Annotated in this window: 21 protein-coding genes; 8 read left to right on the forward strand and 13 right to left on the reverse strand. The window is 52.8% G+C overall.

Annotated features, from left to right (window positions below; translation table 11 throughout):
* Positions 1–371: 371 nt before the first annotated feature.
* From M891_RS0119785 to citZ, 3 genes are all read right to left on the reverse strand, one after another.
* A complete protein-coding gene (locus M891_RS0119785) occupies positions 372–797 on the reverse strand; it encodes a hypothetical protein (RefSeq protein ID WP_016312837.1) in 426 nt (141 codons plus the stop codon).
* 179 nt (positions 798–976) lie between these two features.
* Positions 977–2272 carry an NADP-dependent isocitrate dehydrogenase gene (gene icd / locus M891_RS0119790; RefSeq protein WP_016312838.1) on the reverse strand — a complete coding sequence of 432 codons (1296 nt, stop codon included), beginning with the start codon at positions 2270–2272 and terminating at the stop codon, positions 977–979.
* A gap of 88 nt (positions 2273–2360) precedes the next feature.
* Positions 2361–3473, reverse strand: coding sequence for a citrate synthase (citZ, locus tag M891_RS0119795; protein ID WP_028540006.1), 1113 nt, complete (start codon positions 3471–3473; stop codon positions 2361–2363).
* 353 nt (positions 3474–3826) lie between these two features.
* On the opposite strand from citZ, the gene ytvI reads away from it, so the two are divergent.
* Positions 3827–4945: a sporulation integral membrane protein YtvI gene (gene ytvI, locus M891_RS0119800; RefSeq protein WP_028540007.1), complete on the forward strand. Its 1119-nt coding sequence runs from the start codon at positions 3827–3829 to the stop codon at positions 4943–4945.
* Between the two features lie 91 nt (positions 4946–5036).
* Here the strand turns inward: ytvI and M891_RS0119805 are convergent, their stop codons facing one another.
* The 8 genes from M891_RS0119805 to M891_RS0119840 all read right to left on the reverse strand — a co-directional run bounded on the left by M891_RS0119805 (position 5037) and on the right by M891_RS0119840 (position 15036).
* A complete protein-coding gene (locus M891_RS0119805) occupies positions 5037–5429 on the reverse strand; it encodes an FxsA family protein (RefSeq protein ID WP_016312841.1) in 393 nt (130 codons plus the stop codon).
* Between the two features lie 66 nt (positions 5430–5495).
* Positions 5496–5915 (reverse strand): acyl-CoA thioesterase, encoded by a 420-nt coding sequence (locus tag M891_RS0119810; protein ID WP_028540008.1) that lies wholly within the window; start codon positions 5913–5915, stop codon positions 5496–5498.
* Between the two features lie 135 nt (positions 5916–6050).
* Positions 6051–7472: a pyruvate kinase gene (gene pyk, locus M891_RS0119815; RefSeq protein ID WP_009226745.1), complete on the reverse strand. Its 1422-nt coding sequence runs from the start codon at positions 7470–7472 to the stop codon at positions 6051–6053.
* Positions 7473–7720: 248 nt separating this feature from the next.
* On the reverse strand, positions 7721–8821 hold the full coding sequence (locus M891_RS0119820; RefSeq protein ID WP_028540009.1) for an acetyl-CoA carboxylase carboxyltransferase subunit alpha: 1101 nt from the start codon (positions 8819–8821) through the stop codon (positions 7721–7723).
* Positions 8822–9715 carry an acetyl-CoA carboxylase, carboxyltransferase subunit beta gene (gene accD, locus M891_RS0119825; protein ID WP_028540010.1) on the reverse strand — a complete coding sequence of 298 codons (894 nt, stop codon included), beginning with the start codon at positions 9713–9715 and terminating at the stop codon, positions 8822–8824. It abuts the gene before it with no gap.
* Positions 9716–9838: 123 nt separating this feature from the next.
* Positions 9839–10027 carry a hypothetical protein gene (locus tag M891_RS0119830; RefSeq protein WP_009226742.1) on the reverse strand — a complete coding sequence of 63 codons (189 nt, stop codon included), beginning with the start codon at positions 10025–10027 and terminating at the stop codon, positions 9839–9841.
* 256 nt (positions 10028–10283) lie between these two features.
* A complete protein-coding gene (locus M891_RS0119835; protein ID WP_028540011.1) occupies positions 10284–10778 on the reverse strand; it encodes a phosphatidylglycerophosphatase A family protein in 495 nt (164 codons plus the stop codon).
* A gap of 634 nt (positions 10779–11412) precedes the next feature.
* A complete protein-coding gene (locus M891_RS0119840; protein ID WP_028540012.1) occupies positions 11413–15036 on the reverse strand; it encodes a DNA polymerase III subunit alpha in 3624 nt (1207 codons plus the stop codon).
* Positions 15037–15147: 111 nt separating this feature from the next.
* On the opposite strand from M891_RS0119840, the gene M891_RS0119845 reads away from it, so the two are divergent.
* From M891_RS0119845 to M891_RS0119855, 3 genes are all read left to right on the forward strand, one after another.
* Positions 15148–15477, forward strand: a complete 330-nt coding sequence (locus M891_RS0119845; protein ID WP_009226738.1) for a YtrH family sporulation protein — start codon at positions 15148–15150, stop codon at positions 15475–15477.
* Positions 15478–15978, forward strand: a complete 501-nt coding sequence (locus M891_RS0119850; protein WP_016312850.1) for a hypothetical protein — start codon at positions 15478–15480, stop codon at positions 15976–15978.
* A gap of 111 nt (positions 15979–16089) precedes the next feature.
* Positions 16090–16389, forward strand: coding sequence for a YtpI family protein (locus tag M891_RS0119855; RefSeq protein WP_016312851.1), 300 nt, complete (start codon positions 16090–16092; stop codon positions 16387–16389).
* A gap of 62 nt (positions 16390–16451) precedes the next feature.
* On the opposite strand, the gene M891_RS0119860 is transcribed toward M891_RS0119855, so the two are convergent.
* Positions 16452–17786 carry a DRTGG domain-containing protein gene (locus M891_RS0119860; protein ID WP_016312852.1) on the reverse strand — a complete coding sequence of 445 codons (1335 nt, stop codon included), beginning with the start codon at positions 17784–17786 and terminating at the stop codon, positions 16452–16454.
* A gap of 52 nt (positions 17787–17838) precedes the next feature.
* The gene (locus M891_RS0119865) at positions 17839–18579 is read right to left on the reverse strand and encodes a YwiC-like family protein (protein WP_028540013.1); all 741 of its coding nucleotides are present in this window, start codon (positions 18577–18579) and stop codon (positions 17839–17841) included.
* 233 nt (positions 18580–18812) lie between these two features.
* Between M891_RS0119865 and M891_RS0119870 the strand changes: the two genes are divergently transcribed.
* The 4 genes from M891_RS0119870 to tnpA all read left to right on the forward strand — a co-directional run.
* Positions 18813–19046 (forward strand): DUF2249 domain-containing protein, encoded by a 234-nt coding sequence (locus tag M891_RS0119870; protein ID WP_009226733.1) that lies wholly within the window; start codon positions 18813–18815, stop codon positions 19044–19046.
* A gap of 16 nt (positions 19047–19062) precedes the next feature.
* Positions 19063–19422, forward strand: coding sequence for a hypothetical protein (locus M891_RS0119875; RefSeq protein WP_016312854.1), 360 nt, complete (start codon positions 19063–19065; stop codon positions 19420–19422).
* Entirely contained in the window at positions 19422–19658 is a 237-nt protein-coding gene (locus M891_RS0119880) for a DUF2249 domain-containing protein (RefSeq protein ID WP_016312855.1), read from the forward strand. The genes M891_RS0119875 and M891_RS0119880 overlap by 1 nt, the downstream gene beginning before the upstream one ends.
* Before the next feature lie 189 nt (positions 19659–19847).
* On the forward strand, positions 19848–20036 hold a 189-nt coding region (tnpA, locus tag M891_RS0119885), incomplete at its 3' end, for an IS200/IS605 family transposase (RefSeq protein ID WP_028540014.1).

Raw genomic sequence — 20036 nt, forward strand, 5'->3', positions numbered from 1 at the left:
ATACCATGCCGTTCCCTCTACGCCGGAGGATTCTTCACTGCCGCTCCAAGTTCTAGGCAGCTTCCATGGCCTTCGTCCATGTACGCGGGACTCGGCTTCCTCTTTTCCCTCTTGCGAGGCCTTTTTGACGACGCGGCAGGATTCACTTTCATGTTACGGCCTGGTATGTTGCTCGCCCTGCCTCTGACAGGTACTTTCGTCGATACGCTTCNACGTACAGATTTCGCCATACGTAGGTATCCTAGCTACGCGGGGGCTTGGCCCTTCCCGCGACCGGACTTTCACCGGCTAGAAGATGCGTGCTTAGCTGGGCACGCCGTTCAACAAAAAGACCTGCCGGTAGATCTACCGTCAGGTCTTTTTTTGATCCATTAAATGATGGTGCTGAACACCATAAAGAACGAAATGAGCAACACCGTCACAGAGAGCAGAGCGCTTAATGTACGAAGCTTCCCTTCCTCTGCCGTCACCGTTTGATTCTTGCGAATGCCATCCAGCGCTAAACGCAGCGGCTTGCCCATAATTCCGCTAAATGCACCGATCGCTAAATACAAGATCACGATCACGATCATCCATGCGACGGAATAATCGCCTTGTCCAATCAAATAACCGCCCGTCAACAATTGGATGATCAGCCCGATTTGAGCGTATCGGTTCAAAGAGATCACTGCTGATACCGTACCCTCCTGGGCTGCCAGCGATAATTTGCCGATCCGGCCGAGTACAAACGGCAGAACCAGATAGAAGCCAAGCGCCAATGCGCCGACAATATGTAGGAATAACATAACTTGGTACATGAACGTAACCGTCCTTTCGTGTCAATTACATTTATTATAATCTATTTTCTTTATGGATGGAAACAAAGAATGGTAACCAAAGAAATTGCTGAATTACAAGGTAAAAAAGCCCTCCCTGCCAAACGCTAGGGAGGGCTTACTTCAACGGAGATTGTCCTGCTGTAGCTTAAAATGAACGATTACATGTTTTTGATGACATGATCAGCAAACTCGGAGCATTTCACTTCCGTTGCTCCGTCCATCAAGCGGGCAAAGTCGTAGGTCACCGTTTTGTTGTTAATCGAAATTTCCAAGCCTTTATAGATCAAATCCGCAGCTTCTTGCCAGCCCAGATGCTCCAACATCATGACGCCGGACAGAATGACGGAGCCCGGGTTTACCACGTCGAGATCGGCATATTTCGGAGCTGTACCGTGGGTGGCTTCGAAGATCGCGTGGCCGGTGACATAGTTAATGTTAGCGCCTGGCGCGATACCGATACCGCCAACTTGTGCAGCCAAGGCATCGGACAAGTAGTCGCCGTTCAGATTGAGCGTAGCGATGACGTCAAAATCCGTCGGCCGCGTTAATACTTGTTGAAGCGCAATATCGGCAATGGCATCTTTCACGATAATCTTGCCTTCGGCTTCTGCCGCCTTCTGCGCTTGGTTCGCTGCATCCACACCGGACTGCTCCTTAATCCGGTCGTATTCAGCCCAAGTAAACACTTTATCGCCGAATTCAGCTTCCGCTACTTCATAACCCCAGTTCTTAAACGCGCCTTCCGTAAACTTCATGATGTTGCCTTTATGCACCAGAGTCACGCTCTTACGGCCGTGCTTGATTGCATATTCAACCGCTGCACGGACGAGACGCTTCGAACCTTCTTCCGAAACCGGCTTGATCCCGATACCGGACGTTTCCGGGAAGCGGATCTTCTTCACGCCCATTTCGTTTTGCAGGAAGGCCAGTACTTTCTTCACTTCCTCGGAGCCTTCTTTATACTCGATGCCGGCATAGATATCCTCGGTGTTCTCCCGGAAAATCACCATGTCCACGAGCTCAGGATGCTTCACCGGAGACGGCACGCCTTGGAAGTAACGGACCGGACGAAGGCAGACGTACAGGTCCAGCTCCTGACGGAGCGCTACGTTCAACGAGCGGATACCGCCGCCGATCGGCGTTGTCAACGGTCCCTTAATGGCCACAATATACTCACGGATCGCCGTCAGCGTATCTGCTGGCAGCCACTCCCCGTATGTATTGAAGGCCTTCTCGCCGGCGAACACTTCATACCAAGCGATTTTCTTCTCACCGCCGTAGGCTTTCTCCACGGCGGCGTCGAGTACACGTTTCGAAGCTTTCCAAATATCACGGCCAGTCCCGTCGCCCTCAATAAACGGAATGATCGGGTTGTTCGGCACTTGGAGCTTCCCATTCTGAATTGTAATTTTCTCGCCTTCAGTAGGAAGATCAAACTTTTCGAGTTTCAACATTTTTTACGTTTTCCTCCTTCAAGTCTGTTTGCTGCATCTCACGGTCTCCATTTTACCACAATGTTCCTTGGAGCTCCCGTATTGCGGTTTATCTTAGTTCGATAGGAATGTATTTCTGATTGGTCGCACCGGTATATTCCGCACGAGGACGGATCAGACGGTTATCTTCCAACTGCTCCAGAATATGAGCTGTCCAACCGGACAAGCGGCTGATGGCAAAAATCGGCGTAAACAAGTCACGCGGAATGCCCAACATCGTATAGACGGAAGCAGAGTAGAAGTCAACGTTTGGCTTCAGCCCTTTTTGCGAAGTAACCAACTGTTCCACTTTGACAGAAATATCGTACAATGTGCTATCGCCCTTCAGAATACTCAACTGACGGGACATATTTTGCAGGTGTTTTGCCCGCGGATCGCCGTTTTTGTATACCCGGTGGCCAAAGCCCATAATTTTCTCCTTATTGGCCAGCTTCTTCAGAATATACGGCTCCGCTTGATCGAGCGTCCCGATCTCGGCCAGCATAATCATTACCGCTTCATTGGCACCGCCGTGCAACGGTCCCTTCAAGGTGCCAATCGCGGAGGTTACTCCGGAGTAAATATCAGACAGCGTTGCGATCGTGACCCGTGCAGAGAACGTCGAAGCATTCAACTCGTGGTCGGCATGCAGCACCAACGCTTGATCTAAGGCGCGAACGGCAATCGGATCCGGTTCCTCGCCGGTCAGCATGTACAAGAAGTTGTGTGCGATCGATACGTTCTTCAGCGGAGCGACAGGCTCCTTACCTTCCCGGATCCGGGCAAACGCGGCAATCAGGGTCGGTATTTGGGTTTGCAGCTTAATCGCCTTTAATTGGTTGCTTTCGCGGGAGTTGTCATTGGCGTTCTCATCATACAAAGCAAGAGCCGATACGGCAGTACGAAGCACTGCCATCGTGTTAGCAGTCTGCGGATACAGCTTCATCTGTTCTAGCACCGCTTCAGGAACTTCGGCGTAATCGCTGAATTGCTGCTGCAGGCGGTCCAATTCGGCTCGATTAGGCAATTTGCCGTACCACAACAAATAAGCTGTTTCTTCAAAACTCGCACGTTCCGCCAATTCGTCGATATTGATACCACGATAAGCGAGAACGCCATCATGTATGGAGCTGATCGAAGAGGTTGCCGCAACAATGCCTTCCAGGCCTTTCGTAGCTGTCATGATTCATCTCTCCTTTGTTAACATTTTGTGAGCAAACAAGCCCATGAAACACTCTCAAAATTGAAAGTTTTAAATTTTCGAAGTTAACCAATAACGGGCTTATAAATGCATTAATAGAGCTCCACCGCTTACTTCTTCATCATACTGGATTTCCGAAAACATGGGAACCGCTTCGACACCACCGGGTACATTAAATGATTTTATCACAACAATAAAGAAATTTTGTAAACGATTGCAGTTGTGCAATGAATTATATCACATCTTCCAAAAAATGTGCATAGCGGAATATCCGGGGTGGACAAATCATAGAGTTGAACTAGGACAGGTTTTTTGGGAAAAAGGGGAGATGCCACTTGGATCACGTGATTGTCAAGCGCGTGCTGCGCGGCAGCTGGATATGCGTTGTCCTCATCGTCTCTGTCCTGTCGGTCTACTGGCTGCTCCCGCTCGTTTATCCATTTTTGATCGCCTGGCTGATCGCCTACGCGATGAATCCGTTGGTCCTGTGGCTCCAAAGACACTTGCAAGTGCCAAAATGGCTGGCTGTGACCCTCTCATTGTTCATTTATGTAGGCAGTGCAGGAATCATTGTGTCCGCGGCCTTAACACGGCTGGTCAAGGAGCTCATCCATTTCGCCGAATCCTTTGATCATCGAATCGCGGAGTGGAGAAATCTGCTGATCTCATGGACGCAAAGCGAAGGCATTCAGTCGATCATTACTGAAATCAACCGGTTTATTGCGGATAACCCTGGCTATGAAAATACGATCCACAAAAACATCGACAATACCGCCGAAAAGTTCGGATCGTTTGTCTCCCATCTCATTAATCACGTGCTGGAAACGATCGTCAACCTGCTCTCTTCTCTCCCGAATTTAGGGGTGATTCTTGGAGTGATCCTGCTGGCTACTTTTTTTATCAGCAATCATTGGGAGCGGGATATGCGATTTCTGGCCGCCTCGGTCCCTGCGCCGTTCCGCAAAACCGTAGGCGCCATCTGGCGCGACCTTCAGCGGGCGTTATCGGGTTATCTGCGCGCGCAATTTATCATGATTTCGATCACCGCACTGATCGTTCTCATCGGCTTGCTTATTCTCGGCGTTGATTCCGCCTTCACCTACGCCCTGCTGATCGGCCTTGTCGACCTGTTGCCCTATCTCGGTGTCGGTACAGTGATGATTCCTTGGCTCATCTACGCCTTTGCCACCGGTCACGACACGCTGGGGATTGGACTGGCCGTCTTGTACGGCGTCATCCTGCTGGCCCGTCAGCTCATTGAACCAAAGGTCCTGGCCAGCAGCGTAGGACTTGATCCCCTGCCCACGCTGATCGCCATGTTTGTTGGGCTCAAGCTGTTTGGCGCATTGGGACTGATCATCGGTCCGGTGACGCTGGTCATCCTGGGTGCTGCCGTCCGTGCAGGTGTTGTCCGGGATTTGCGGAACTATATTTTGCATGGTCGATTGAGATAGAATTAGCTTCACGCTTGAAAAAAAAAGGCATCCCGTCCCTCCGAGACGAGATGCCTTTCTTGACTTGTTTAGGGGCTGCCTGCCACCAGAGTTAACGGCGGAAATACGTAATCGTTCCGTCCTTGATCTTCTTGCTGACCCATTTCATCAGCGGGATCCGATAGAGAATACGCGTCAGCGGAAACACCATCGTAAACCCAATGATATCGGTAATGAAGCCAGGGATCAGCAGCAGAATCCCGCCGGCAAATACGCATAAGCCATCTAGGACCATTCGTCCCGGAAGTTGGCCGCCGCTCATCTGAGCTTGGGCATCCGCGAGCACCTTACGTCCTTCAAATTGCATCATCAACCCGCCGATGACCGAAGTCGCCAGCGTCAAAAATATCGTCTTCCCAACGCCCAGCTTCTCGCCGACGTACATATACCCCCAAAACTCAACAATCGGAATCAACACGATGAGAGCGGCTATCCATTTACGCATATCAGGACTCCTTTATCACATTCCTGTACTTGTATTTTACCGCCTCCGCGTCACATAATCAAAATTTTACGGTTTTCGGGCTTCCTCCAACGCCGCGTACCATTCCGGGAACACCTTCTTGAACTGCACCGGTCTGAAATCCTCGCGGCGAACGACATAATGCGAAGAAGAACCCTCGACGCACAACGTGCCTTCCCCGTTATACACCTCATATCCGTAGGCCGTTTTAACCCCGTTGTTCTCAATGACCCGGGTCTTAAGCAGGACGGTATCCCCGTACCGGATCCCGCGTTTATATTCTACTTTCATTTCGTGAACGGGCGAGATATACCCCGCCTGCTCCATATCGAAATAATCGAAGCCGAGATTCCGGCTCAGATGCAGCCTCCCCTGCTCGAACCACTCGATATAACGGGCATGGTAAATGATCCCCATCATGTCAAACTCCGAATATTTCGGCTCAATAGACAGTTCGCATACGTACACGATTCTCCGCTCCTTTCTGATTTGCCTGATGCTGCCGCAGGTACAGTTCCCGTTCGGCGGCAAAAAAAGCAATGGTCCCTCAGCGGGCCCCATTGCTTTCTTTGTGACTTGAAGTCGATGTATATAAACCTTAAGCTACTTGCGGATTTGCCCGATTTTCACCAGATTCGTGGAACCGGAACGTCCGAGCGGTACCCCGGCAGTAATGACTACGAGGTCGCCTTCCTTCACCAGTCCGGAATCCAAGCCGCCCTTCATCGCTTTGTCGAACATTTCGTCCGTCGTGCTGGCGATATCGCCTTTCACCGGCGTTACGCCCCAGTTCAGGGCCAGGCGGCGCAAGGTTTGATCTTCCGTCGTCACAGCGATAATTGGTGCTTTCGGACGATATTTGGAGACCATCCGTGCCGTATAACCGGTTTCCGTCGAAGTAATGATCGCTTTCGCATTCAGCTCCAGCGCCGAGTTGGCAACTGCTTGGCTGATCGCTTCGGTTACGGTCGTTTGTTGGGCATTGCTTTGCTTCAAGAAGATTTCACGATATTCCAAAGCGGATTCTGCTTTCTCTGCGATGCGGGACATCGTCAGCACCGATTCCACCGGATATTTCCCGGCAGCCGTTTCACCGGAGAGCATAATTGCGTCCGTACCGTCAAAAATCGCGTTAGCCACGTCGCTGGCTTCTGCGCGCGTAGGTCTTGGGTTGCGTTGCATGGAGTCAAGCATTTGCGTAGCTGTGATGACCGGTTTGCCAACACGGTTACATTTCTCGATCATGCGTTTTTGCACGAGCGGTACATCTTCCGCAGGAATTTCCACGCCGAGGTCACCGCGAGCAACCATCAGGCCGTCAGATACTTCCAGGATTTCATCAAGGTTGTCCACACCTTGTTGGTTTTCGATTTTAGAGATGATTTGAATATGAGTTGCGTTGTGTTGCTCCAGCAGTTGACGAATTTCAAGCACGTCGCTCGCTTTACGAACGAAGGAAGCGGCAATAAAATCGATGCCTTGCTCGATCCCGAACTTAATGTCGTTAGCGTCTTTCTCAGTGATGCCTGGCAGGGAAATGTTTACGCCGGGTACGTTCACGCCTTTTTTGCTCTTGATCGTTCCGCCATTGACGATGCGGCATTTGATTTCCGTTCCTTGAATGTCAACGACTGTCAAACCAATCAAACCGTCGTCGATCAGAATCGTCGAACCGACTTCCACATCTCCAGGAAGATCTTTGTATGTGATGGAAATCCGGTTCTTATCGCCGAGAATTTCTTCGGTCGTCAAGGTAATGAATTCATCCTGTACCAGCTCGATAGGCTCTTCTTTCAATTTACCGGTACGGATTTCAGGACCTTTGGTGTCCAACAGTATGGCGATCGATTTCCCCAGCTCCGCACTCGCTTGACGAATATTCTTGATCCGGTTCCCATGCTCTTCGTAATCACCGTGGGAGAAGTTCAAGCGAGCGACGTTCATTCCGGCCATAATCAGCTTCTTGATGTTTTCTAACGATTCACTAGAAGGACCGATAGTACATACGATTTTTGTTTTGCGCATTTGGGTTTCCTCCGTTTAAAATAGTTCTCTCTATATAATCTTTTCCAACAACTAAATTTACTACAGTTTTGTCGATTTGTATAGGAAGTTTATCATATTGTAACGAACTATCCATGATTATGCGCCTAGCGACTTGGCTAAGCAATAGGGTTTTTCGGCGTCTAAACCTCCAGTATTTCCCGAAAACAGCGAAAATAACCTTACCGGAGGCCCCATAGGTTCCCCCGTAAGGTTATCGCTGTGAAACTTTAACTTGGCTTGGCAGTTTGCACCTGCGAAGCTGCTTCCGGTTCGCTTGACGCTTCGGAAGACGTCTCACCCTCAGGGAGGCCCGCAACTTCAGCCACCGTTTCCGGTGCCACAGTTCCTTGCGCCTTCGGCGCTCCTGCCTTGCCTGCTACCTGAAACTCGCCGATTTTGCGGAATTTCCGATAACGGTCCTCCACCAGCTCATCCGAATTCAGGTCGGATAATTCTTCCAGATGACGCAACAACGCCTCTTTGATCGAGGCAGCTGTCGAATCATAATCCCGGTGTGCGCCGCCGCGCGGTTCGGGAACAATCTCTTCAATAACGCCCATCTCAAGCAGATCTTGAGCGGTGATCTTCATCGCTTCCGCCGCCTGATCGGCCTTGGAGGCATCCTTCCAAAGGATCGAGGCCGCCCCGTTTGGCGAAATGACGGAGTAAATGGCATTTTCCAGCATCAGCACGCGGTTGCCTACACCAAGGGCAAGCGCACCTCCGCTTCCGCCTTCTCCGAGTACCACGCAGATGACCGGTACCCGCAGCATCGACATCTCACGCAGATTCCGTGCGATCGCTTCCGATTGTCCGCGCTCCTCCGCCGTAATTCCCGGATAGGCCCCCTTCGTATCGATAAACGTAATGATCGGCCGCCGGAACTTGTCCGCCTGCTGCATCAACCGCAGCGCCTTGCGGAAGCCCTCCGGATGCGCGCTGCCGAAGAAGCGGGCGATATTATCCTTCGTATCCTTCCCCCGCTGCTGCCCGATCACCGTGACCGGCACGCCGCCCAGCTTCGCGAGACCGCCAACAACAGCCAAATCATCCCCAAACAACCGGTCCCCGTGAAGTTCAATAAAATCTTCAAAGATCAAGCCGATCATATCCAGCGATGTCGGGCGCTGATGATGGCGGGCCAGATGCATCTTTTGGGAGGGAGAAATGTTGCTGTAGATCTCTTCCTCCAGCTGCCGGTAACGCTCTTCCAAGCGCGCGATTTCATCGGTAAAATCGATTCCCTTCTCTTTGCCAAACTGCTCCAATTCGGAAATCTTCTCACGCAGCTTCACAAGAGGCGTCTCAAAAGGCAATTCGCCTGCCATTTATACTCCTCCCTTCACGCCGTGCAATTCTAGCAATTTCGCCAGCGTCGATTTCATATCCTTGCGGTGCACGACAAGATCGATCTGACCATGCTGCAGGTTAAATTCCGCCGTCTGGAAGTCGTCCGGAAGCTTCTGACGGATCGTCTGCTCAATAACGATTCTTCCGGCAAAACCAAACACGGCCCCGGGCTCGGCCACAATAATGTCGCCAAGCATGGCAAAACTAGCCGATACACCACCCGTCGTCGGGTCTGTAATGACTGATATATATAAACCACCATGTTCGCTTAGTCGGGCCAAAGCGGCGCTCGTCTTGGCCATCTGCATCAAACTGAGGATACTCTCTTGCATCCGCGCTCCGCCCGATGTGGAGAAAATGATCATCGGCAGACGTTTTTCGATGGCCTTCTCGATGGCACGCGTAATTTTCTCCCCTACAACCGATCCCATACTCCCGGTGAAGAAGTCAAAGCTCATCACGGCTGCCACAGCAGGATAGCCATGGATGGTCCCCTCTCCGGTCACGACCGCTTCGCGTAGTCCCGATTTCAAAGCCTGCTGCTCCAGCTTGCTGGCATACCCCGGGAACTTCAGCGGATCGACCGAGATCAGGTCAGCATCGTACTCCGTGAAGCTGCCTTCATCAAAGGTATAGCGAATCCGATCCAGAGCGTTCAGCCGCATATGGTGTCCGCAGGAAGGGCACACCATCAAATTCTTCTCCAGTTCTTTGCTGTACTGAATCGCACCGCAACGGCCGCATTTATTCATCAGGCCTTCCGGAATTTCGCGTTTGGGGCGATCTGCCTGCGGCGTGCCCTCTTCATTGCCGGTTCGTCCTGAGGGAATGGTCGCGTACTTCCTCTTCTTCTGAAACAAATCTTTGAACACAACTACACCTCTTCAGCCGTTTATTTATCGTAGCAGTTCCACAAAGTCTATAAAAACCCAGACGACCCTATATGAACCCGCACTTCTAGGCCTTATCTGCACTAGGAATCTCGAATCCCTTTGCTAAGGATGCAAAATCGAATTCAACACTTCTTGCACTTCTTCCAGTTCCCCGGAAGGAACTAAAATCTCGTATTGCTGTTTGGATAAATTAACAGGACGTGTTTGGACAAGGAAGCCTTCTTCGGTGAGTTTCGTCTTGATCATATCCGCAACTTTCGCGGTAGGCGCAATATACATAACAGTCCACATGCCCTTTTCAAAGCCCCCTAACCTAATCTTTGAGCCCGTATAATAGAGTAATGATAACATAATTTTCAAAAATCCCGCAACAAAAGGAAACCCGCGCAGAAAGCGGGTCTCGGCAACAGATCCGCCGCAGAGCCCGGCGCTAGGTTCCACGGGACAGTAGGCATTACTCTGAAAGATATTTTCAGAAGTAATGGGGCAAGGGCATTGGATGAGACGGGATCCCGTCCAAAGACAATGGGCTCTTGGGCTCGATTTTTCAAGAGGAGCCCGACGGATAGGTCGTGGCCTGTTCATGTTTATGGGCGATTCGCGCGGAAGCCGCTGCGGCCAGACCGGCGACTAAATCGTCAAGAAAGACATGAATGCGTTCGCCGCGATTGTTCAGCTTCCCTATGATCTCCGGTTTGACCTTGTCCAAATAGCCGAAGCTTGTCAGGCCAATCATTCCAAACACACTCGTGATGCCCAGCGCCATCGTTTCATCCACCCCATACAGCGGTTCGTCGGCCTCCAGGATCGCTTGCAGCGGTTCAGGGAGCTGCTTCTGTTCAGCCAGTTCATCAAGTGCGATTCCCGTAAATAGGGTATATTGAACCTCTCTCTTCTGCAACACAGCTTTGACGCTTTCCAAGCATTGGTCCAGCGTCAGATCCGCATGATACGCCGTTTGCAGCGAATGCACAATTTGAGCGATATCCTCCAGCTTCACTCCACGGCGCAGCAGTTGCGCTTTCGCCAATTCATATGTCATCGTTTCTTCCTCCCTTGATCCCGGCGCAACCGCCGTTGCCCGTAATTGTCGCGATAGGGTTGTCGTCACACTGCGAGGTGCTGTCCATTTAGTGTCGTCTTCGTAACCTCCAGGAACGAAACTCGGCTAGTGCTGCTGTTGAACTGGTACAGACGTTGGCTAGTGCCTGTAGTTGGTGTTGTTGACGTTGGCTGGTGCTGATGATGGCTACCGTTGACCGTAGTTCCCCCCGCTAGTTGACGATGCCGGAATTCATTTCATGATCGATTCTTGGTCATTCGTGTGTTCCTAAGTGTATGCACCACCCTCCAAAAATGTTCGTTAAACCGTGTCCCGACCTATCCGAAGCTTGCCCGCGCTAACGGACCTCAGCGACACTATTTGCCCATTTCCCGCAGATTTCCCAATGTAACGGACACTACGACCGTTATTTGGCACCCAACTGGTGATTTCAGGCACTATGCGATGAAATAAGGTCGCTCAGGTCCGTTACTTTGCCAACCTTCTTGTAAACGTTGGAATAACGGCACTGGAGTCCATTAGATCGGGTGCAAAATAAATACCCGGTCCTGCATCTATGCAGAACCGGGTTATGGCCACCGGATCATGGCGATCCTTGGTCGGCAGATCGCCGTTATTTGATTTTGACCGTGTCGGGGCCTAGCATCTGCTCCATTTCACGGATCAAAGCGGGCGAAGGCTTGATGCTGTAGCGCTCCGTCAAGGCCAAGAGCTTGCCGGTGCTTTCGTAGAACAGCACCGTTGCGATCGGGCCGGGATGCTGCTCCAGCAGCAGCTTGAGCCGCTCCAGCAGCCGCGCGTTCTCCGCCGCGGCTGTGATCTTGATGAAGACGCGCTGCGCCGGCGTCTTCTCCTGCCCGCGCCGCGCGCCCGGCGCGGGCGCGGGTCCCGCCGCCGCGGCCGGTACCGCCGGCCGCGCAGCGGCGCTGGGCCCGCGCCCGCGCGCAAGGCCGCGGCGCAGCCGGGCCAGGCTTTGCTCGCTCAGCGGAGCCACTTCGTCGGCCAGCAGCTTAAAGCCTTCGTCCTGCTGCTGGACGACGCCGCGCAACGCGAGCAAAGCCCCCTTCTCGACGTGGGCGGCCGAGCGCCGCCACACTTCGGGGAACAGCACAACCTCGCAGCGCTCGATCTGGTCCTCCAGCTCCATGAACGCCATCGCTTTCCCCTGCTTGGTTGTGATCGTCTTCACGGACACGACCATCCCCGCGACAACGGTGCGGGTGTCGTCCGGGGCTTCGGCCAAATCCATCAGCCGATCGACGCCTTCGCCCTCCAGCAAGGCATCGAAATCGTCCAGCGGATGGCCGGACAAATACAGCCCCAGCAGCTCACGCTCCAAATCCAGCTGCTGGGCCGCCGTAAACTTCGGGACATCCGGGTACTCGATGTCCCAGTTCGGCGATTCTACGAAATCAAACAGCTGGATCTGCAGATCATCCCGCTCCTTACGCCACTTCAGCGCCGCATCGACCGTCTCGTCCAGCATCGCCAGCAGCTGCGCCCGATGCCCCGGCAAGGAGTCGAACGCCCCGCCTTGGATCAACGACTCTATCACCCGCTTATTGCACGTCCGCAAATCTACCCGCCGGCAAAAATCGAGCAAGCTGTCGAAAGGACGCTCCTTCCGCTCGCGCAAAATACTCTCAATTGCCTGCGTGCCGACATTTTTGATTGCAGCAAGGCCAAAGCGGATAACCCCAAGGGCCGGCGCCTCCTGTCCAGATCCAGCGTGGCCATCCTTCGCATCGCTCGAAAGGACCGCTTCCGCAGAACGAGCCCCAACCTGCGGGGTAAACAGCACATTGCTCTCGTTCACGTCCGGCGGCAGCACGACGATCCCCATTCGCCGACATTCTACGATGTACTCCGCCACCTTGCGGTGGCTGCCGGTAACCGCAGTCAGCATCGACGCCATAAACTGCACCGGATAATGCGCCTTCAGGTACGCCGTTTGGAACGCCAGCACGCCATAGGCTGCCGCATGCGCCCGCGCAAAACCGTAATCGGCGAACCGAACGATCATGTCATAAACGACGTTCGCTTCGTCCTCGGTATAGCCCTGCTGTACGCTGCCGCTGACGAAATGCCCGCGCTGCTCGTCGAGCACCTCGCGCTTCTTCTTAGAGACGGCACGGCGCAGCAGGTCCGCTTCACCCAGTGAGAAGCCGGCCATGCGAGAAGCGATCTGCATGATCTGCTCCTGGTAGACGATGATGCCATACGTATCTTTCAAAATCGGCTCCAAATCCGGATGCGGATATTCCACGGAGATTTGCCCGTGCTTGCCAGCGATGTACTTCGGAATAAACTCCATCGGCCCCGGGCGATACAATGCCAGCAGAGAGATGATATCCTCGAACACCGACGGCTTCATCTCTTTCAGCACCCGGCGCATGCCCGTAGACTCCAGCTGGAATACGCCGGTCGTCTCCCCGCGCCCCAGCATCTCGTACGTGGTCGGATCGTTGTCCGGAACCAGCCGGAAATCAGGGGCATCCCCCGACTGCTCCTTAATCCAGTTCATGCAGCGCTCGATGATGGATAAGGTGCGAAGGCCGAGGAAATCCATTTTCAGCAGACCGATCGCTTCCAGGTTTTCCATCGAATATTGCGTTAACGCCGTATGCTCGCTGCCTTCCTGCAGCGGAACGGCATCGGTTAACGGATCGCGGGAGATGACCACCCCGGCCGCGTGGGTCGAGGCGTGCCGCGGCATACCTTCGACTTTCATCGCCATGTCCAGCAGTCGTTTCACCCGCTCAGACCCGTCATACATCGCTTTGAGATCCGGGCTTTCCTTTAACGCGCGTTCGATCGTCATGCCCAGATGTCCGGGAATCAGCTTCGCGACTTTGTCTACTTCGCCAAATGGCACATTCAACGCCCGCCCTACATCGCGGACCGCCGCGCGCGCCGCCATCGTACCAAACGTGATAATTTGCGCGACATGCTCTGCCCCATATTTGTCAACCACATAGGCAATGACTTCATCCCGCCGCTCATCGCTGAAGTCGATATCGATATCCGGCATCGTCACCCGTTCCGGGTTCAAAAACCGTTCAAACAGCAGATTATATTTGATCGGATCCACATCGGTAATCCGCAGCACGTAGGCTACCAAGCTGCCCGCTGACGAGCCCCGTCCCGGACCAGTGGCGATCCCGTTCCGGTGAGCGAAGGCGATGAAGTCCCACACGATCAGAAAATAATCCGAGAACCCCATGCTGGCGATGATCTCCAGCTCGTACCGCAACCGTTGCTCCAGCTTCTCCCGCTCCGCCGGGTTACGCCAAACATCCAGCTCGCCATAGCGGTCCACCAATCCTTGTTGACATAGCTCTGCCAAGTAACTGCCTGCGGTATGCCCTTCCGGAATCGGTCGATATGCCGGCAAAATATGTCGGTCGAACTCCAACTCCAGCTCACAGGAATCGGCAATTTTCGCGGTATTGGCATACGCCTCCGGCAAGTGAGGGAACAACTGAGCCATTTCCTCCGCGGTTTTCAGATAGAGCTGATTGGTGTGCATTTTGAGCCGGTCCTCGTCATCCACCGTTTTCCCTGTACCTACACAAATGAGCACGTCCTGAACCTCGGCGTCTTCTTTACTTAGATAATGGGCGTCATTGGTGACAACCAGCTCGGCACCGATTTCTCCCGCCAGTTGGACTAGAAGCGGATTCACCTTCTTCTGCTCCGGGATGCCGTGATCCTGAAGCTCCAGGTAGAAATCCTCGCCAAACGCCGCCTGATAACGCAGCGCCGCTTTCTTCGCTTCCTCATAATGACCGCGCAGCAGATGGAACGGAACTTCCCCGCCCAAGCAAGCGCTGAGGCAGACCAGGCCCTCGCGATGCCGCTGCAGCGCATCCCAGTCGATTCGCGGCTTATAGTGGAAGCCTTCGAGATGACCGATCGAGCACAGCTTCATCAGATTGCGGTAGCCGGTTTCATTCTTAGCCAGCAAAATCAAGTGATGGATCGGCTGATCCTGCCGGCTCCCCCGTTCCTTGCGCGAGCCTGCCGTAAAATAGACCTCACAGCCGATAATCGGCTTGATGCCGTGTTTTTTACACAATTTATAAAAAGGAACCGCGCCGTACATGACCCCATGATCCGTCAGCGCCAGCGCCTTCATGCCGGATGCCGCCGCCTTGGCGACGAGATCCTCAAGCCGGGCTGCTCCGTCCAGCAAGCTGTATTCGCTATGTACGTGCAAATGAACAAAGCTGTCCATGCGATCCCTTCCTTTCCATCGATTTATCTCTAATATTTTATCATACATAGGCATTGCCCGCCCATAGAATGGTAGAAAGACCGGACAAACCTCGGAAAGGGGCAAGCGCGCATGAGCACGTTTTTGACCAAAGCGGTCATGGATTTCTTTATCGCCTTCGGAATTGTGGTGGGAGGCGCCATGGTTGGCGGCATTGGCGCAGTCGTATCCCTGCAGCCTCCGACGCAGACGATGCTGGACATTGCCGACCGCATTAAAATATGGGCGCTGGCGGCCGCAGTTGGCGGAACCATCGACCCGATGCGGGTCATTGAAAGCAATTTTTTTGACGGGAACCTGTCTCCGGCCATCAAGCAGATCTTGTACCTGTTGTTCGCCTTTCTTGGGGCGCATATGGGTTCGGAATTGGTGCGCTGGATGTGCGGGGGAGGACGGGGATGAATGAAGGACGACGCGAAACAACCGAAGCTTACGGGCTTTCGCAGGTTTATGCAACTCACCGCCGTGTTTATTCTTGGCATGGTTACCGGCAGTATCGTATATAACGTCATTTATCAGACCAGCTACAATTTGCTGTGGATCCAGAACAAAGACCTGACGATCCAGCTGCATCAAGCCGAAGAGGATATTCGGACGCTCAAAAAATACAACAACCGTTCCACGGTCATCAAAGAGATCAAGGTGCGTGTGGAGGAACGTGATCCGCCGCTCGATTCGCTGGCAGTAAAGGAGGTCACCGAGCAGCTTCATAACGAGCTGGAGGTGTTGCGGGGGCGGAATATTTTTGACATCGACTCGGATGCCAAAATGGCCCGCACGCTGTTGAACCGGAAAATCTATGTTGTTCGTGACAAGGAATACACCATTCAAATCAAGACGATGCTGGTGAGTGACGGGGTACTTCAGGTTTGGGTGGACATGCGGCCCTATATTCGTCTCTAGTAAATCATGCTAAAATAAGAGAGATTTCACTTGAGACAGCAAGTTTTGCAGGAATCGACGTGTGTTGCTGTCCAAGCACGTATCTATTGATTAAAGGAGTACGGACCTCTTATGATCCAAACGATCCAAACCATTCTTTACGTGATTTTGATCATCAGCTGTGTAGGCTCGGTCTTCTTCAGCTTTAAGTCCCGGCGTTCGCTTGATCCGAAGACGCGGGGAATGGCGGCTGCCAAAATGAACATCTGCATGGGTTTGATGTTGATCGTCCTGGCCCTCATTCAAATGTTCCTGTTTAGCGGTTCGACGCTGCGGGTTGTCATCGGCGCTGTGTTTATGGTGCTGGGGGCGTTTAACATTTTCGCCGGCATCCGTAACCATGGCTTATATGCCCGACGCAAAGAGGGATAACCTTGCGGCCCAAGCCGTCAGGCTATCCCTCTTTGTACTGCAGGATCCTTCGCTTCTCCTGCTCAGGCATGGTCAATGGACTGCAGCGTCATGACCGCCTTCGAGACCAGCGAATCCTGATAGGTTAATATAATCTCCAGTTTGCAAGCCCGGCGGCTCATCTCCAATAACACAGGGGTGATGACCACCGGGTTTTCAATTTGTACCGGGCGAACGAAATAGGTCGTCAGGTTATCGACCACAAAGTCGCCGCCACTGGCGTCTTTGGCCGCACGAAGTCCGGCTTGCGTCATCAGCGAAGTCAAGACCCCATGCGAGATCGTCCCCAAATCGGTGGCCATCTGTGGTGTAATCATTCCGCGGAAGAACAATTTCCCCTCTTCGTCCCGTTCCTCGGCAAACCCGTTCCACATTAAGTGCTCAAACGTTTCGCCCAGCTGCGGCTGATTTCGTACGTCCCGCATCGCTTGCAGCACCTCGCGGCGCGTCACCGACGAGACCAGCTTCCGGTTACGGTCCACGACAGGCAAGAAGTCGATCCCTTCCCAGACCATGATTTGCGCGGCGGAAGCGAGCGAGGTCTGCAGGCCAACGGTGATCGGATGGCGGGTCATGCATTTCTCAATCGGCTGATCGCCGCTTAGCTCTTCGACGTTCTTGCGGCTGACGATCCCGATAACTCGGTTCCACTCGTCCACCACCGGAAAATGCTGATGTCCCGTCTCCAATGACAACTGGTCAAAATCAGAAATGCTGCTGGTCGCCTTCAGCATACTCACCCGCGGCTTGCGGCTGACGATGTCTTCGACCAGCATAATTTTCTTCTTGATCAAACGGTCGAACAACGCCCGGTTAATCATCGATGCGACGGTAAACGTGTCGTGGCGCGAGGAGATGATCGGTAAGGCCAGCTTGTCCGCCAGCGTCTTCACTTCACGACTCGTTCCGAAGCCACCGGTGATCAATACCCCGGCGCCTTGTTCCAAGGCAAGCGAATGGGCATTGTCGCGGTTCCCGATGATCAGCAGGCTGCCAGCGTCGATGTATCTGGCCATGGCATCGATTTTCATCGCGCCAATGACATATTTGTTCAGCGTTTTGTTGAGTCCTTCTCCGCCGCCCAGCACATGGCCTTCGACGATTTCCACCACATCGCCAAAGGTCAGCTGATCCGAGATGTTGCGCGGCTTCTTCTCCACGCGAACGGTGCCGATCCGTTCCTTCGTGATCACGATCCCGAGATTTTCCGCTTCTTTCACCGCCCGGTAGGCGGTGCCTTCACTTACCCCCAGCGCTTTGGCCAGCTTGCGCACGGAGATTTTCGTTCCAATCTTAAGTCCTTCGATATGTTGGAGCAGCTGTTCGTGCTTTGTTACGCTTTCTTCCGGTCCCTCCAACTGTTATACCCCCCTGCCCGAATCTGTACTATTCTGTATTCATTATACACATTCAGGCGTAGGTCATCCAGAAGGCGGCAAGAACGATAACAGAATAGACAATTTCCAGCATGCCGGACTGCTTGGCGGTAATCCCCGTTCGCGGGAACCAGGCCGCTCTGGCCAGCAGGATCAATGCGGCAATCCACAGCGCCGGTTGGAGCTGCCATACGGCCAAGGCCAACAGCAGAACATGGTAGGCTACGGAGTAAACATAGAATAGCTTATTATTCCGTTCGCGAATGATGGTTTTCACGTAAAAAGCAGTGCCTACAAAATACAACGTGCTGATCAGGAACAGTTCCGTGGCGAGCCTAAGATCGGTACCTCCTCCAAGCTGATACGAGATAAACACCATTAAGCTGAACTGCACAATTGCCGCAATGTCGTTCAATAATGCACGTTCACGCTTTTGCTTGGCATAGATGGCATTCACCACAAACAGCGGCACGAACAGCAGAGCCAATTTCAGCACCTCGGGCCGAAGCAGGATTAATGCGAGCGCCGCAGGGACCAACAGCGCACCATAGAACAGCAAAGGCTTGCGGTATCGGTCGGCTTTGACCTTGGTCTTGGTTGTTCCCATCCGAATCCATTGCAGCAAAGGAAACATAAACAGATAAATGAGCAGCCAGCACACAAACAACAAACTGTGGATCGCCCCGGGGGTAGAGGCGAGCATGCCAAACAGAAACGGAACGATCAGCATAGCCCAGGCACCATGTTGATTCGGGATGTAATCACGGACGCGCATGTTATCAGTTCCTCCTTCTCATCGTGAGCCGTCAACTTCAAATTACGCACATTATAATCGCTGGGCATCAGCACCTAAGTGACAGAAATCACTTGATTCATGGCAGCTTCCGGACAAATCCGCCGAGAAATTTTTGGCGGGTTCTCATCTTGTGACTGATATCACAATCCCGCCTCGGTCCGTTGCTATAATGGGGGCGAATCGTAAAATTTAAACATTTAGGAGGACTTCCCATGAGTCAATTCAAAGCTACTGTCAACGCCACCGAATATCCGCCCCAGCTCAAGCATAAGACCATTTTCGCAACCTTTAATTCTCTGGAGCCGGGGGAAGCGATGCTGCTGATTAATGACCATGACCCGGTACCGCTCCGTTTTCAGTTCGAGGCCATGCATCCCGGCGGCTTTACTTGGGAGTACATTGAGCAAGGACCGGAGATGTTCCAGGTGAAAATCGGCAAAAACTAAACGGGGGGAATGCCCTATGGCAACAATTACGGTTGTCGATGAGAAAACGATTCAGATCGCCGTCGAGCTTGAGGATGCGCTAAGGATGATCGAGGAAGCCGAAAGCAATCTGGAACGCTATGCCAGTGAGATCCTCACCATCGCCGAAAAAATGCCGGAGTTTCAATATACCTATTTCTGTTTCTATGCCTACGACACCTCCGCTTTGTTTGAAAAAATGCTGGGGATCGATCCCAAGCAGTATTTGTCCTTCTCGCTGGATGCGCCGGATTCGTTTTTCTATACGCTGTACGGCGGCATGAAGGGACTTAGCGGCGCAGCTCGGCTCTGCCAAGCGTTTGCCGCAGAACGGACGGACCTGGAGGTGAATCTATAATGGCCAACCAAATCGTTGAACTCGACGTTCGGCCGATTCTTCGCCGCGGCGAGGAGCCGTTCAGCGTCATCATGGACACCGTTGGGAAGCTGCAGGAAGGCGACAGCTTGGTTCTGCACGCCACAATGAAGCCGGTCCCGCTTCTGAAGGTGCTTGAAGGTAAGGGCTACCGTCATGAATGCGAGCAGCTGGCAGAAGATCATTGGAAGGTGACATTTGAACCGATGCAAGCTTAAGTTTTTGCAGAACAAGAAAAGGAGGCCGCTCGGCCTCCTTATTATTATGGCTTTAGCCAGTTGAGCTCGCGAAGCGTGCGAAACAAAAAACCACCCGCTATGCGGGTGGAGGAACGAAGGTTTGACCAACTAGACCATTCCCATAAAATTGAGATGTTCAGGCTCAATAAAAGAAAGGAATGGTCTTAGATGGCAAACAAGAGCTATAGTTTAGCTCACACGAAGTGGATGTGCAAATACCATATCGTGTTCACCCCGAAGTATAGACGGAAAGAGATCTATAATCAAGTGAGGAGAGATTTGATCGAAATATTTAAGCGTCTGTGCAAATACAAGGGAGTGGAGATCATAGAAGGCCACATGATGCCGGATCATGTA

Origin of the sequence: Paenibacillus sp. J14, from assembly GCF_000518465.1 — a bacterium.
Taxonomy (GTDB): domain Bacteria; phylum Bacillota; class Bacilli; order Paenibacillales; family Paenibacillaceae; genus Fontibacillus; species Fontibacillus barengoltzii.